Here is a 12,679-nt window from a genome sequence, read left to right as displayed (position 1 = left end):
TTCAAACTTGGGGTGCGCCGCACTAGGATGAATCGACAAAACCTATCGGCGGCCTGCATGGCAAAAATCGACAAGTTCCTCCAGCAGATGGTGCTCCGGGGCGCGACGGTGCTGCGCCTGGACCCAGGCGAGTGCCCCGTGGCGGAAGTGGCGGGGGGCCACCGGATCTCCCTCTCGAGCCAGGAGCTGCTGGGTTCCGTGCTCGACGCCCTCGCCAAGGAGATCCTGCCCGGGGAGCACCACGCCGAGTTCGCCCGGGGCTCCAAGGTCAGCTTCGACTACGCCCTGGACGGCGCCCGGTACCAGGTCCTGGTGTGCCGGACGACGCTGGGGACCCGGATCGCCGTGGCCCGCTTCGGGGGGGCCCCCGCCGCGGGGGCGGAACCGTCGGAAGGCATCGAGGGCCTCGTGATGCGCCTCCTCTCCGAGGGGGGTTCGGACCTGTACCTCACCGTGGACGAGCCGCCCCTGCTGCGCGTGGCCGGCGGCGTCGAGTCCGTGGAGGACTTCGGCAAGGCCACCGCCCGCCGGATCCAGGAGGCCGCCCAGGCCTGGGCTCCGGCGCGGGCCTGGGAGGCCTTTTCCGCCGGCCAGGACGTGGAGTTCGCCCGGGTGGACCCCGCGCTGCCGTGCCGCCTGCGGGTCAGCCTCTTCCACGACCACGCGGGGCCCGGCCTGGCCCTGCGCGTGATCCCGCGGGAGGTGCCGGACCCGGCCAGCCTCGGCCTCCCGGACACCGTCCGGCGCCTGGCGGGCCTGAACAAGGGGCTCATCCTCCTCAACGGCCCCATGGGCAGCGGCAAGTCCACCACCCTGGCCAGCCTCCTGGCCCTGGCCAACCAGGTGCGGCCGGCCTTCATCGTGACCATCCAGGACGCCGTCGAGTTCGAGTACCCCGACGGGACCTGCATCATCCGGCAGCGGGAGGTGGGCGGGGACCTGGCCCGGCACCACCAGGCCATCCGGTCCGCCATCAAGCAGGCCCCGGACATCCTGGCCGCGGGGCCCATCCGGGACGCCGAGACCCTCGATCTCTGCCTCCAGGCCGTCCAGACCGGCCGGGTGGTGATCGCCACCCACGCCGCCGCGACCCGGGAGGAGACCCTGGCCTCGCTGGCCGGCTATTTCCCGCCCGACCAGCGCCGGCGGGTCCTGGCCCGGATCTCCGAGTCCCTCAACGCCATCGTGGGGCACACGCTCCTGCCCCGGGTCGGGGGCGGGCAGGTGGTGGCCTTCGAGACCTTCTTCAACAACCCCGGCATCGCCGCCCTCATCCGCACGGACCGCCTCAGCCAGCTCCAGGACGCCATGCGGCAGAGCCGCTACGGGCAGGTCACCCACGAGGAGGCCCTGGTGGCCCTCGTGGAGGAGAACAAGGTGGCGCCCATGGAGGCCTACCTGCGCTGCCACGACCGGGGCGCCTTCATCTCGGCCTGCCACCGCTCGGAGATCGAGTTCGACCCGCGGGGCGCGGGCCAGACCGTCACCGAGGTCTGATCAGAGGTCGACCGGGGTCACCCGGTAGCGGCCCTTGGCGTCCGCGGCCACCGTTCCGGCTCGGACCTCCGGGTCGTGCTCGAAGACGAGGATCGTGTCCGTGCCCGCGACCTCGGAGAGGAGCTGCTGGCGCTCCGCCACGCAGGTGGGCACGTCCAGGTCGTAGCCCATGCACCAGGCCGGCTGGATGTGGTGGCTGGTGGGGATGAGGTCGGCGAGGTAGACGAGCCTGCGGCCGCCGCCCTCCACCTCCACCGCCTGAAGGCCGGGCGTGTGGCCGGGCACCGGGCGGAGGCGGAGGCCCGGCAGGACCTCGTGGGGCCCGTCCACCAGGTCCAGGAGGCCGGCGGCCTGCAGGGGCTCCCAGTTCCAGGGCAGGTACGAGGCCCGTTCCCGGATGAAGCCGGAGGTGGCGTTGGCCAGGTCCCGGGCCTGGAGCAGGTGGCGGGCGCGGGGGAAGGTGGGCACGGCCTGGCCGTCCGCGTCCAGGCGGGTGACGCCCCCGGCGTGGTCGAAATGGAGGTGGGTCAGGAGGACGGTGTCCACGTCGCCGGGCGTCACCCCGGCCGCGCGAAGGCCGGCCTCCAGGGCGCCCCGGGGGCCCATGGCGAACCGCTCCCGGAAGGCCTCGGGCTCCTTGTCGCCGTTCCCGGTGTCCACCAGGATCGTGCGGCCCCGGCCCCGGAGGAGGAGGACGTTGGTGTCCATGAGGATCCGGTGCTCCGCGTCGGCGGGGCACAGGCGCTCCCACACCACCCGCGGCACCGTGCCGAACATGCTCCCGCCGTCCAGGCGGAAGGTGCCGGCGCTGACGATCGTGGCGTCCCAGTCTCCCAGCCGCATGGCTCAGCTCCTTCCGGTCCGGCGCACGTAGGGGTTCTCCCGCGCCTCGCCGCCGATGGTGGTGGAGGGGCCGTGGCCGGGGATGACGAGGGTGGCGTCGGGCAGGGCGTAGAGCTCCCGGTGGATGCTCTCCTCCAGGTGCTCCCAGCTGCCGCCCCACAGGTCCGTGCGCCCCACGCCGCCCTGGAAGAGGGTGTCGCCGGCCAGGACGACCCCGCCGCGCTCGAAGGCCCCGTGGAAGCAGCAGGAGCCCGGCGTGTGGCCCGGGGTGTGGAGGGTCTTCAGCCCCTCCAGGACGTCCCCGTGGGCCAGGCCCGCGGTCTCGGGGCGGGGGATGGGGTCCATGCCGAAGAGTCCGGTCTGCATGTCCAGGGCGTCCAGGAGGAAGCGGTCCCCCTCGTGGAGGAGGGCGGGGCACTGCCACAGGTCCTGCAGCTCCCGGGTGGCGCCGACGTGGTCGAAGTGGGCGTGGGTGTGGAGGAGGGCGCGGACCCGGAAGCCCAGGGCCTGGACGCGGGCGGCGATCCGGGCGCCGTCGCCGCCCGGGTCCACCACGACGCCGGTCCCGGCCTCGGGATCCCACAGGAGCGAGCAGTTGCATCCGAGCGGGCCGACAGCAAAGGTCTCGAGCTTGTACACAGGTCCTCCTGACCGGTACACGTTACCAGGGCCGGCCCCGTCCGTTGCGCCCGCGGTCCGGACCCGGCACCCTGGAAGGATGAGCGCCAGTCTTTGTGTCTTCACCGGCAGCAGCGACGCCCGGGATCCGCGGCACGCGGATCTGGCCCGGGAGCTGGGGCGGGCCATGGCCCGCCGGGGCATCCGCCTCGTCTACGGGGGCGGGAACTGCGGCCTCATGGGTCTCCTGGCCGACGCGGTCCTGGAGGGCGGGGGCCAGGTGACGGGCGTCATCCCCCGGGCCCTCGTGGCCCGGGAGCGGGCCCACCGCGGCCTCACGGAGCTCATCGTCACCGAGGACATGCACGCCCGGAAGGCCCGCATGGTGAACCTCTCCGACGCCTTCCTGGCCATGCCGGGGGGGTACGGGACGCTGGACGAACTCTTCGAGGTGACCACGTGGCGGCAGCTGGGCATCCACACCAAGCCCGTGGGTCTCCTGGACCGCGGCGGCTTCTGGGGCGGGCTCCTGGCCTTCCTGGACCGCGCCTCGGAGGCCGGGTTCATCGGCGCCGACGGGCCGCGGCTCGTGCACGGCGAGGACGTGGACGGCGTCCTCACGGAGCTCATGGGCCAAGCAATCAACTAACTAGTTATACAATTTAATAAAAAAATACGCTTGCTTCGATAAGTGGACTGCGCCATCTTCTATTCCGGAAGATCGACGCAGCATCCGGTCACCCCGGCTTAATTCGATCCAGATTTCACGAATACCGGTCCCGCCTCCGGGCGCAGGGACCGGGCGCTTCGCCTTGCCTGGCCGGCCCTTTTCCGGGGCCGGGTCCCCCTCCACCCCCCTCCGCGCGCAAGCGCGCACCCCCGAAAGGAAGGAGCCATGAAAGTCCTTTCCATCCTCACAGCGGCGGCCCTGCTCGCCCTGCCCCTGTCCGCCGAGCCCAAGGGCAGCGACACCAAGGGCAAGTTCTACTTCAAGAAGCAGTGCAAGACCTGCCACGAGAAGGGCGCGGCGGCCCTGACGCCCCTCTCCAGGACCCAGGCCCAGTGGCGCAAGTTCTTCGACGCCGGCAAGCACAAGGGCGAGGCCATGGCGCCGAAGCTCGCCACGCCGGAGCAGCTCCTGGACATCAAGACCTTCCTGATCAACCACGCCTCCGATTCCCCCCAGCCCGAGACCTGCGGCGGCTGAGCCCAACGAGGAGCCACGACCATGACCATGACCCGCATCGCCCTCGCCCTCGCCGTCCTCGCCCCGGCGCTCTCCGCCCAGGAGGATCTGAAGAAGCAGCTGGAGGACCTCAAGAAGCAGGTGGCCGTCCTCGAAGAGAAGGCCAAGGACCAGGAGAAGACCCTCACCAAGGTCGAGACCAAGGTGGCCCAGGACAACATCGCCTGGGGCGGCGACCTCCGGACCCGCTTCGATTCCGCCCAGTGGCACTTCAAGCCGTACAAGCAGTTCATGGGGTTCGTGCAGAACCCGTCCATGAGCCCCAGCAACCCCTATCCCTTCATGCCCCTGGCCCAGCAGATGCCCGACCAGGACTGGAGCAATTCGGTCCAGTGGAGCACCCGGCTCCGCCTGCGCATGACCATGAACATCAGCGAACACGCCAAGATCATGGGCCGCCTGACCATGTACAAGGTCCACGGCGGGGCCGACACCCCGATCTTCAACGGCTCGCCGAACACGGTCCAGAACTCCTTCAACAGCGGCAAGGTGCCGGCCACCGACGCCCTGCACGTGGAGCGCGCCAGCTTCGTCTACGACTGGCCCGCCCTCGGCGTCCTCTCCATCGGGCGCCAGAACACCTCCGACGGGCCGCCCTACGAGGTCCGCGAGGGCGGCGAGCGGCAGGCGACGCCCCAGGCCCTGGCGGTCAACGCCATGGTCGACGGGATCGGCTGGAAGTTCCACCTGGAGCCCCTGGGCTTCCCCGAGCATTCCCTCCTCGGCTTCTGCTACGGGGTGGGCTACGAGAGCGGCTTCGGCGGGGGCGGCCTGGTCAAGTCCAGCGCCGCGGTGGTGGGCTTCAACTTCACCAATGCCACCCAGGCCAATCCGGCCGCCGCGACCATGCAGGTGAACCCCATCGGCTCCCTCAAGGACAGCACCGTCCTGGGCGCCATGCTGGACGTCCCCTTCCTCTTCGAGGGCTTCGGGACGGTCCACGCGGCCAACCTGTACGTGGGCTACAACCGCTTCGGGAACATGACCGACATCCCCTTCGGGAGCCTGTCGAACTTCCCCGTGCCCGCCCAGCCAGGCATGGGCGGCATGCCCAGCATCCAGTACGTCACGGCCACCAACAACCTGGGCGACATGGACCAGTGGACGGCCACCTGGAAGCACCGCATCGGCGACGCCTTCACCTACTTCGCCAGCTTCGGCTACATCAAGAGCCATCCCAACGGCAAGACCAGCCAGTACGGCGCCTACTGGGACATGCCGGCCGGCTACGGCGGCCCCGGCGTCCAGCTCACGGGCTTCGGCGGCCTCCTGGGCGACAAGGACCACAGCCAGACCGCGAACGCCTACTGGGTGGGCGCCCGCTGGGACGTCCTGTCGAACCTGGGCCTGGGCCTGGAGTTCAACCACGGCTCGCCCAAGTGGTTCACCTACAGCCCCGCCACCGGCGAGGCCATGGAGAAGCTGTCCACCCGCGGCGACGTGCTCGAGGCCTACGTCCACTGGGAATTCGCCCGGAACGTGGCCCTGCGCGTGGGCTATCTGGACTACAAGTACTCCCACGCCTTCAGCGGCTGGCACATCGCCCCCGCGCCCATGGCCGGGAGCTGGGACGCCGCCTACGACCTCAACAACAACCCCATGCTGCAGTACGCGTCGCCCTCGGGCATCAAGAACACGTACGTCAGCCTGGAAGTGAAGTTCTGATCGGCCCCGCCGCCGCGCGCGCTGTCCCCCGGGCGGCGCGCGCGGCGGCCGTGACCCGGAGTCCCCATGGACCGTCGCCTCTTCCTCCAGATGGTGGGCGCCGGCGGCCTCGCCGCCACGAGCGTCGCCTGTCCCCGGTTCCTGTCCAAGGCCAAGGGCGGGCCCGAGCCGCCCGCGCCCTTCGGCATCCCCACCTCCTGCGAGCTCTGTCCCAACAAGTGCTCCGTCCTCGCCATGGTGGAGGATGGCCGGGTTCGGAAACTCAACCCCAACCCGGAAAACCCCAAGTCCCGGGGCATGCTCTGCGCCCGGGGCAACGCCGCCATCCAGCAGGTGTACGACCCCGACCGGCTCAAGCAGCCCCTGATCCGGGCCGGCGCGCGCGGGGAAGGGAAGTGGCGGCCCGTCTCCTGGGACGAGGCCTTCGACTACGCGGCGGCCAGGCTCCGGGTGACCCGGGACAAGTACGGCCCCGAGGGGACGCTGTGGTCCAGCACCGAGGGGTTCCAGGAAGTCTTCTTCAAGAACCTGGGCATGGCTTTCGGCAGCCCCAACATCCTCCGCCACCCGAGCCTCTGCCTCGCCTCGGTGAACCTCGCCTACTCGGTGACGTTCGGCACCGTGCCCAGCTTCGACCTGCTCAACGCCAAGTATGTGATCATGGCCGGCGCGAACCGTTTCGAGAGCATCATCACGCCCGACACCATGGACCTCATCGGCGGGGTGATGGAGCGGAAGGCCAAGTTCGTCTACCTCGATCCCCGCTTCACCGTGACGGCCTCCAAGGCCGACGAGTGGTATCCCATCCGCCCCGGGACGGACATGGCGTTCATCCTGGCCATGATCCAGGTGATCATCTCCGAGGAACGCCACGACAAGGTCTTCGTCGACCAGTGGACGCTGGGTTTCGAGCAGCTCGCGGAGCACGTCAAGGGCTGCACCCCGGAATGGGCCGAGGGCGAGACCGGCATCCCGGCCCGGGACATCCGCCGCATCGCGCGTGAGTTCGCCGACGCCGGCCACCGCGCCGTCTTCTATGCCGGGCGGCGGTCCAGCTGGTACCAGAACGACTTCCAGATGCGCCGCGCCCAGGCCATCCTGAACGCCATCGTCGGCAACTGGGACCGGGAGGGCGGGATGGTGCCCAACCGGAAGGTGGCCAAGGGCGAGTTCCTCTTCCTGCCCTGGGACGACCCCAAGGCGTCCCGGGTGGACGAGATCGAGAAGGCCTTTCCCCTGGCCAGCGCCAAGGACGGCGCCTACCTGCCCCTGCGCGAGAACGTGCTGAAGGGCAAGCCCTACCCGGTGAAGGCCTGGATGATCTACAAGCAGGACCCCCTCAACGCCGTGCCGGACCAGGGCAAGACCCTGCGGATGATGGAGGGGATGGACTTCATCGGGGTCGTGGACATCGCCATGAGCGACACGGCCTGGTACGCCGACGTGGTCTTTCCCGAGAGCCACTACCTGGAGCGCACGGACCCGATCGAGGTGATGCCCGGCATCTGGCCCGCGGCGGTGCTCCGCCAGCAGGTGGTCAAGCCCATCCACGACACCAGGCCATGCCTGGAGATCGCCCAGGGGCTGGCGAAGCGGCTGGGCCTCTCGGACTACTTCGACTACACCATCGACCAGTGGATCGAGGCCGAGGCCAAGGAGCTTCCGGTGGAGAACGGCCTGGAGTACATGAAGAAGCACGGCGTCGTCGCCTTCAGCGAGCCCAAGTACGGGACCACGCGCAACGCGGTCTACCGGTTCGTCACCAAGAGCGGGAAGATCGAGCTCTTCTCCGAACGTCTCCAGGAGGCCGGCCACGACCCGCTGCCGGCCTACGCGGCGCCGGCCCAGCCCCCCGCGGGGCGCTACCGCATGATCCTGGGCCGGAAGGCCACCATGACCCACGCGGCCCTGGCCAACCTCCCCTGGCTCCACGAGCACAACCCCGAGAACGATCTCTGGCTCAACGCGGGCGAGGCCGCCCGGCTCGGCATCCGCACCGGGGACCTGGTCGAGGTGAGCAGCACGGCCGGAACGGTCCGCCTCAAGGCCCGCGCCACCGAGGAGATCCGCCCCGACTGCGTGTTCATGCTGCACGGCTTCGGGAAGAAGTCCCCCTGGCTCCGCTCGGTCCACAACGTGGGCGCCGCCGACGCGGTGCTGCTCGAGACCGCCTGGGACAAGGTGAGCGGGAACGCCGCCATGCACGAGACGTTCGTCAAGGTCGTGAAGGTGTGAACATGCCCAAGAACCCCACCCGACGCTACATCATGGTCCTGGACTCCAGGAAATGCATCGACTGCAAGGCCTGCGTCGTGGCCTGCAAGGCCGAGAACCGGGTCCCCCTGGGCCGGTTCCGCAACTGGATCAACGCCGAGCGCGAGGGGGCCTTCCCCCGCCTCCGGGCCTCCTTCGACCCCGAGCAGTGCCACCACTGTGAGAACCCGAGCTGCGTGCGGGTCTGCCCCACGGGCGCCAGCTGGCAGCGGGAGGACGGCATCGTGATGGTGCGCGAGGCCGACTGCATCGGCTGCAAGTACTGCATGGTGGCCTGCCCCTATGGGGCCCGCTTCTTCAACGAGGAGACGAAGGTCGTCGACAAATGCACCTTCTGCGCCCACCGGGTCGACCGGGGGGAGGTCCCCGCCTGCGTGGAGACCTGCCCCAGCCGGGTGCGCACCTTCGGGGACGCGGCCGATCCGAAGAGCCCCGTCCACGCCCTCCTGGAAGGGCGGCGCTACCGCGTCCTGAAACCCCAGACGGGCAACGGCCCGCAGCTTTACTACCTCCTGTAGGAGCGCCCCATGCACGAACCGGTCTGGGAATTCCTCATCGTCAACTACCTTTTCCTGGGCGGCCTCTCCGCCGGGATCTTCTTCGTGTCCGCCCTGTGCACCTGGCTCCAGACGGATGGCCAGGCCTCGTACCCCCGCATCGCCCGCACCGGCGCCCTGCTGGCGCCCTGGCCGGTGGCCCTGGGCAGCTTCCTCCTGATCTTCGACCTGGGGAAGTGGTGGCGCTTCTGGAAGCTCTTCGCCACCTTCCGGTGGGAGTCGCCCATGTCCATCGGGAGCTGGCTCCTGATGCTCTTCACGGGCCTCACCCTCCTGAACGCGTACGCCTGGCTGTCCGAGGCGGAGCGGACCCGCCTCTTCGCCAAGCTCCCCGCAACTTTCCCTGGCCGGCAGCGGCTCCTGGCCCTGCATCCGAGCCTGACGGCCTGGAGGCGGAACCTAGCCATGCTCGGCTTCCCCCTGGCCGTGGGGGTGGGCATCTACACGGGCGTCCTCCTGGGCGCCGTCCAGGCCCGGCCCTTCTGGAACACGAACCTGGTGGCCCAGCTCTTCCTCTTCAGCGCCCTCTCCACGGGCACGGCCGCGCTCATCCTGGCGCGCATGCTGGAGAAGGGGGACAAGGACCTGGCCGAGTTCCGCTTTCTCTACACCCTGGACATCTGCCTGATCGCCCTGGAGTGCTTCATCGTCCTGCCGTACCTCATCCACGGCCAGCTCTCCTCCCTGGCGGTGCGGGAGGCCCTGGACCTCATCCTCGGCGGCCGCTACACCTTCGCCTTCTGGGGCCTCTTCCTGGTGCCGGGGCTGCTGGCCCCCCTGGCCATTGAGTTGTGGGAGTTCCGCCCGGTGCTGCTGGGCCGGGGCACCCTCCACATCACCCGCAACCTGGCCCTGGCCGCGGCCGGCCTGGTCATCTTCGGCGGCTACGTGCTCCGCTACGTCTTCGTGTTCGCGGGCCAGGCCAGCGGGTTCAAGTGATGGCCGCCACGCTGCCGGACCTCCTGGAGGCCCTGGCCGGGGTCTTCCTCGAACCGGGGGCCCCCGGCTGGGACCCCGGCCCCTTCCTGGACCTCCCCTGGGTGCCCGGCGACCTGCGGGCGGACCTGGGCGCCATGGAGCCCGGACCCGGCCTGGCGGTGGCCTATGCGGGCCTGTTCCTCGCGGCCCGCGACCGGGCCCCCCTTCGCCTGGAACTATCGGCCTTGCGGGCGGGGCGCCTGCGGGACGAGGAACTCCTGGCGGCCCTGGACGTGCCCTACCGCGCCGCCGGCCTCCTCCCCCGGGGGGGGCTCGCCCCGGATCACCTGAGCGCCCTCCTGGGCCTCCTGGCCGCGCTCCTCCGGGGCGCCCAGGATCCTGCCCAGGAGCGGCTGGCGCGCCTCCTGCTGGACGATCACCTCGAACCCCTGGTCACTCATGTGGTCGAGGGCCTGGCGCTCCCCGGCACCCCCCCCTTCTTCGCCGCGGGCGGGCGGGCCCTTTCCGGGACCCTCGGCCTGGTCCGGCGTCTCCTCGGCTGACCCATGCCCATCTTCTCGCTTTCCGTTTTCTACGCGTTCCGCACCCTTGGGCACCTCCGCGGTCCGGGGGAGGGCTGGGTGCGGGTGGAGATCCTCTCTGAACGGACCGCCGCGCCGGGCCCCTTCCTGGCCAAGGTGCTCCAGGCCCTGCAGAAGGCCGGCGTCGTCGATTCCCTCCGGGGCCGGAACGGCGGCTTCCGGCTGCGGGTGGCCCCCACCGGGCTGCCCCTGGCGGCCATCGTGGACGCCCTGGACGGAACGGGGTGGCGCCACGCCTGTCTCCTGGGCGTCGGGACGTGCACCGGCCGCGCAGGTTGTCCGGCCGAAGCCTGCTGCCGCGACCTGCGGGACAAGCTGGTGGCCGAGCTTGAGCGCCTGACCGTGGCCGACCTGGGCCCGATCCTGGCAGCCGCTCCCCTGCAGGAGGCGGCCGTGCAAATGGGCGCTTGACAAGATTGAGATTCAATCAAGAATGAGCCCACCTTTCAGGGTGGGCCATGAAAGATTCTGAATCGCCGTACGTGCAGGGCGCCCTCGGCCGCGCCCCCTTCGGGCAGCCAGGCCCCGCCGCGGACGCGGCCCTGGAGGTGGCGATCCAGGAGGGGGGTGCCGTCACCGTGGCCGTGGTGGCGGGCAGTCTGGACGCCCTGACCGCGGAGGCCCTGGAGACGGCCCTGGAGGCCCGGATCCGGGAGGGCCAGGTGAACCTCGTCCTGGACCTCACGGGCGTGGCCTACACCAGCAGCGCCGGCCTGGGCGCCATGCTCCTCCTGGTGAAGGAGGCCCGCCGCCACGGGGGCGATGTGCGCCTCGCGGGGGTCCAGCCCCGGGTGAGGCGGGTGCTGGAGATGAGCGGGTTCACCTCCTTCATGAAGCTCTTTCCGGACGCCGCCGGCGCCGCGGCCAGCTACGGGACCGCCCAGTGACGGCCGGGCGCCGGAAGGTGGCCCTCGTCATCGGGGCGGGCAGCGTGAAGTGCGCCGCCTCCCTTGGCCTGCAGGAAGTGCTGGCCCGGGAGGGCATCGGGGTGGACATGGTGGTCGGTTGTTCGGCCGGGGCCATTTACGCGTCGCTGATCGCCGCAGGGCGGGGGGCCGACGAGTCCGCCGCCATGACGGCCCGGCTGTGGACCCGGGAGGTCACCAGCCAGCGCGATCCCTACGCCCTCCTGCGCGCCCTGTTCGGGGGCCTCTTCGGGCGGGGCCAGGCCTTCGGCCTGCGCAAGGACGCCCTGATCCTCCAGCGGCTGCGGGAGGCCTTCGGGGACATGCGCATCGAGGACGCGGGCATCCCCCTCTACATCACCGCCACGGACCTGGCCAACGGGGAGCAGGCGGTGCTGGATTCGGGGAGCGTGGTGGACGCCATCCGCGCCAGCATCTCGCTGCCCTACATCTTCAAGCCCCACCGCGTCGGGGAGCGGATGCTCATCGACGGCTTCATGTCGGATCCCCTGCCGGTGAACGTGGCCATCCGGGAGGGCGCCGGGGTCATCGTCGCCATGGGCTTCGAGAGTCCCTACCAGCGCCGGTTCGACGCCCTCGGGCGCTTCTCCTTCCAGCTGAGCAGCATCATGACCAACAACCTGCTCCGCTCCCGCTTCGCCATGCACAGCCTCAGCCACCACGCCGAGATCATCCTCGTGGCGCCGGAGTTCGAGAAGCGGGTCCACCTCTTCGACACCGCGAAGATCCCCTACGTCATCGAGGAGGGCCGCCGCGCCGCCGAGGCCCAGGTGCCCTACCTGCGCCGCCTCCTGGCCGCCGCGGGCTAGCCGGGCTCCCTCGCGCAGGTGGATCGAGTCACCGGAACGATCGTGTCACCGGAACGATCGAGTCACCGGAACGATCGAGTCACCGGAACGATCGTGTCCCGTTCCTCCGTAACGGCAAGGGTAAGTCAAGATCCCGTACGCCGAGTGCGCCGAGACTCTGAGTCACGCTGAGCCAGCTTCGCGATCCACCGCGCCGCCCCACTCCGCCCAGGCCCTGGCCCGCTGGCGCGGGCCGCGATGCTGCGCATCGCTCGGCTGGGGGCTCCGGGCCTTCCGCATGCAAGCCTGTGGGTGCCCTGCGCCCCCAGCCTTGGACGGGCCTGGGCTCAGCCGCCAGATCGGCTTGAGGAACGTCAGCCACTCCGGGGGGGGGTGCCATGCCGCTTGGAGTCCTGGGTCATCGTTCCGCAGCGGCCCTGGTTCAGGGGCAGCCCGGGCCGAGTCCGGTCCCAGGCCTGGAATGAGGCGTGAGCCCGTTGGCCTTCCTGATTTTCCACACCGCGAAGCTGACTCCGCGTGGCTCGGGGTCTCGGTGCACTCGGCGTACGGGGTCTTTACTTACCCTTGCCGTCACGAAGGAAGGGACACGATCGTTCCGGTGATTCGATCCACCTGCCCTAGGGTCAATACTGTCGGTACAATGAATCATCGAGGCCGCCGGCGATGCCCTTTGGGGTTCCGGTGCCGGGGCTGAGGTGTCTCCAGGACCTCGATTTCGAATTCG

13 protein-coding genes are annotated in these 12,679 nt (G+C 70.2%); 11 read left to right on the top strand and 2 right to left on the bottom strand.

Translation table 11 applies throughout. The features are described from left to right. Nucleotides 1-57 precede the first annotated feature (57 nt). Complete coding sequence (locus R2J75_RS11975) at nt 58-1,497, top strand: type IV pilus twitching motility protein PilT (RefSeq protein WP_243333165.1); 1,440 nt, start codon at nt 58-60, stop codon at nt 1,495-1,497. Here the strand turns inward: R2J75_RS11975 and R2J75_RS11970 are convergent, their stop codons facing one another. Continuing rightward, entirely contained in the window at nt 1,498-2,340 is an 843-nt protein-coding gene (locus R2J75_RS11970; RefSeq protein ID WP_316410252.1) for an MBL fold metallo-hydrolase, read from the bottom strand. Nucleotides 2,341-2,343: 3 nt separating this feature from the next. After that, complete coding sequence (locus R2J75_RS11965) at nt 2,344-2,979, bottom strand: MBL fold metallo-hydrolase (RefSeq protein ID WP_243333167.1); 636 nt, start codon at nt 2,977-2,979, stop codon at nt 2,344-2,346. Between the two features lie 79 nt (nt 2,980-3,058). Here R2J75_RS11965 and R2J75_RS11960 point away from each other — a divergent pair, with 79 nt between their 5' ends. From R2J75_RS11960 to R2J75_RS11915, 10 genes are all read left to right on the top strand, one after another. Then, a complete protein-coding gene (locus tag R2J75_RS11960; protein ID WP_243333168.1) occupies nt 3,059-3,607 on the top strand; it encodes an LOG family protein in 549 nt (182 codons plus the stop codon). A gap of 246 nt (nt 3,608-3,853) precedes the next feature. Continuing rightward, on the top strand, nt 3,854-4,165 hold the full coding sequence (locus tag R2J75_RS11955) for a c-type cytochrome (RefSeq protein ID WP_243333171.1): 312 nt from the start codon (nt 3,854-3,856) through the stop codon (nt 4,163-4,165). A 21-nt stretch (nt 4,166-4,186) separates the two neighbouring features. After that, nucleotides 4,187-5,869 (top strand): DUF3373 family protein, encoded by a 1,683-nt coding sequence (locus R2J75_RS11950; protein ID WP_243333174.1) that lies wholly within the window; start codon nt 4,187-4,189, stop codon nt 5,867-5,869. 66 nt (nt 5,870-5,935) lie between these two features. Continuing rightward, the gene (locus R2J75_RS11945) at nt 5,936-8,104 is read left to right on the top strand and encodes a molybdopterin-dependent oxidoreductase (RefSeq protein ID WP_316410251.1); all 2,169 of its coding nucleotides are present in this window, start codon (nt 5,936-5,938) and stop codon (nt 8,102-8,104) included. 2 nt (nt 8,105-8,106) lie between these two features. Next, complete coding sequence (locus R2J75_RS11940) at nt 8,107-8,661, top strand: 4Fe-4S dicluster domain-containing protein (protein WP_243333178.1); 555 nt, start codon at nt 8,107-8,109, stop codon at nt 8,659-8,661. Between the two features lie 9 nt (nt 8,662-8,670). Then, nucleotides 8,671-9,639: an NrfD/PsrC family molybdoenzyme membrane anchor subunit gene (gene nrfD / locus R2J75_RS11935; RefSeq protein ID WP_243333180.1), complete on the top strand. Its 969-nt coding sequence runs from the start codon at nt 8,671-8,673 to the stop codon at nt 9,637-9,639. Further along, nucleotides 9,639-10,181 (top strand): molecular chaperone TorD family protein, encoded by a 543-nt coding sequence (locus R2J75_RS11930; RefSeq protein WP_316410250.1) that lies wholly within the window; start codon nt 9,639-9,641, stop codon nt 10,179-10,181. Before nrfD ends, R2J75_RS11930 begins: the two co-directional genes overlap by 1 nt. Nucleotides 10,182-10,184: 3 nt before the next feature. Beyond that, a complete protein-coding gene (locus R2J75_RS11925; RefSeq protein WP_316410249.1) occupies nt 10,185-10,631 on the top strand; it encodes an RrF2 family transcriptional regulator in 447 nt (148 codons plus the stop codon). Nucleotides 10,632-10,678: 47 nt separating this feature from the next. Continuing rightward, a complete protein-coding gene (locus R2J75_RS11920) occupies nt 10,679-11,107 on the top strand; it encodes an STAS domain-containing protein (protein WP_243333186.1) in 429 nt (142 codons plus the stop codon). Next, complete coding sequence (locus tag R2J75_RS11915; protein ID WP_243333188.1) at nt 11,104-11,955, top strand: patatin-like phospholipase family protein; 852 nt, start codon at nt 11,104-11,106, stop codon at nt 11,953-11,955. Before R2J75_RS11920 ends, R2J75_RS11915 begins: the two co-directional genes overlap by 4 nt. Nucleotides 11,956-12,679: the final 724 nt, after the last annotated feature.

The organism is Mesoterricola sediminis, assembly GCF_030295425.1.
Taxonomy (GTDB): domain Bacteria; phylum Acidobacteriota; class Holophagae; order Holophagales; family Holophagaceae; genus Mesoterricola; species Mesoterricola sediminis.
This window is presented reverse-complemented; position numbering and strand designations above follow the sequence as displayed.

Bases quoted from the DNA above. Each gene is read 5' to 3' on its own strand.
- R2J75_RS11975 (WP_243333165.1), top strand. From the start codon at position 58: ATGGCAAAAATCGACAAGTTCCTCCAGCAGATGGTGCTCCGGGGCGCG.
- R2J75_RS11940 (WP_243333178.1), top strand. From the start codon at position 8,107: ATGCCCAAGAACCCCACCCGACGCTACATCATGGTCCTGGACTCCAGG.
- R2J75_RS11950 (WP_243333174.1), top strand. From the start codon at position 4,187: ATGACCATGACCCGCATCGCCCTCGCCCTCGCCGTCCTCGCCCCGGCG.
- R2J75_RS11970 (WP_316410252.1), bottom strand. From the start codon at position 2,340: ATGCGGCTGGGAGACTGGGACGCCACGATCGTCAGCGCCGGCACCTTC.
- R2J75_RS11930 (WP_316410250.1), top strand. From the start codon at position 9,639: ATGGCCGCCACGCTGCCGGACCTCCTGGAGGCCCTGGCCGGGGTCTTC.
- R2J75_RS11920 (WP_243333186.1), top strand. From the start codon at position 10,679: ATGAAAGATTCTGAATCGCCGTACGTGCAGGGCGCCCTCGGCCGCGCC.
- nrfD (WP_243333180.1), top strand. From the start codon at position 8,671: ATGCACGAACCGGTCTGGGAATTCCTCATCGTCAACTACCTTTTCCTG.
- R2J75_RS11960 (WP_243333168.1), top strand. From the start codon at position 3,059: ATGAGCGCCAGTCTTTGTGTCTTCACCGGCAGCAGCGACGCCCGGGAT.
- R2J75_RS11955 (WP_243333171.1), top strand. From the start codon at position 3,854: ATGAAAGTCCTTTCCATCCTCACAGCGGCGGCCCTGCTCGCCCTGCCC.
- R2J75_RS11945 (WP_316410251.1), top strand. From the start codon at position 5,936: ATGGACCGTCGCCTCTTCCTCCAGATGGTGGGCGCCGGCGGCCTCGCC.
- R2J75_RS11925 (WP_316410249.1), top strand. From the start codon at position 10,185: ATGCCCATCTTCTCGCTTTCCGTTTTCTACGCGTTCCGCACCCTTGGG.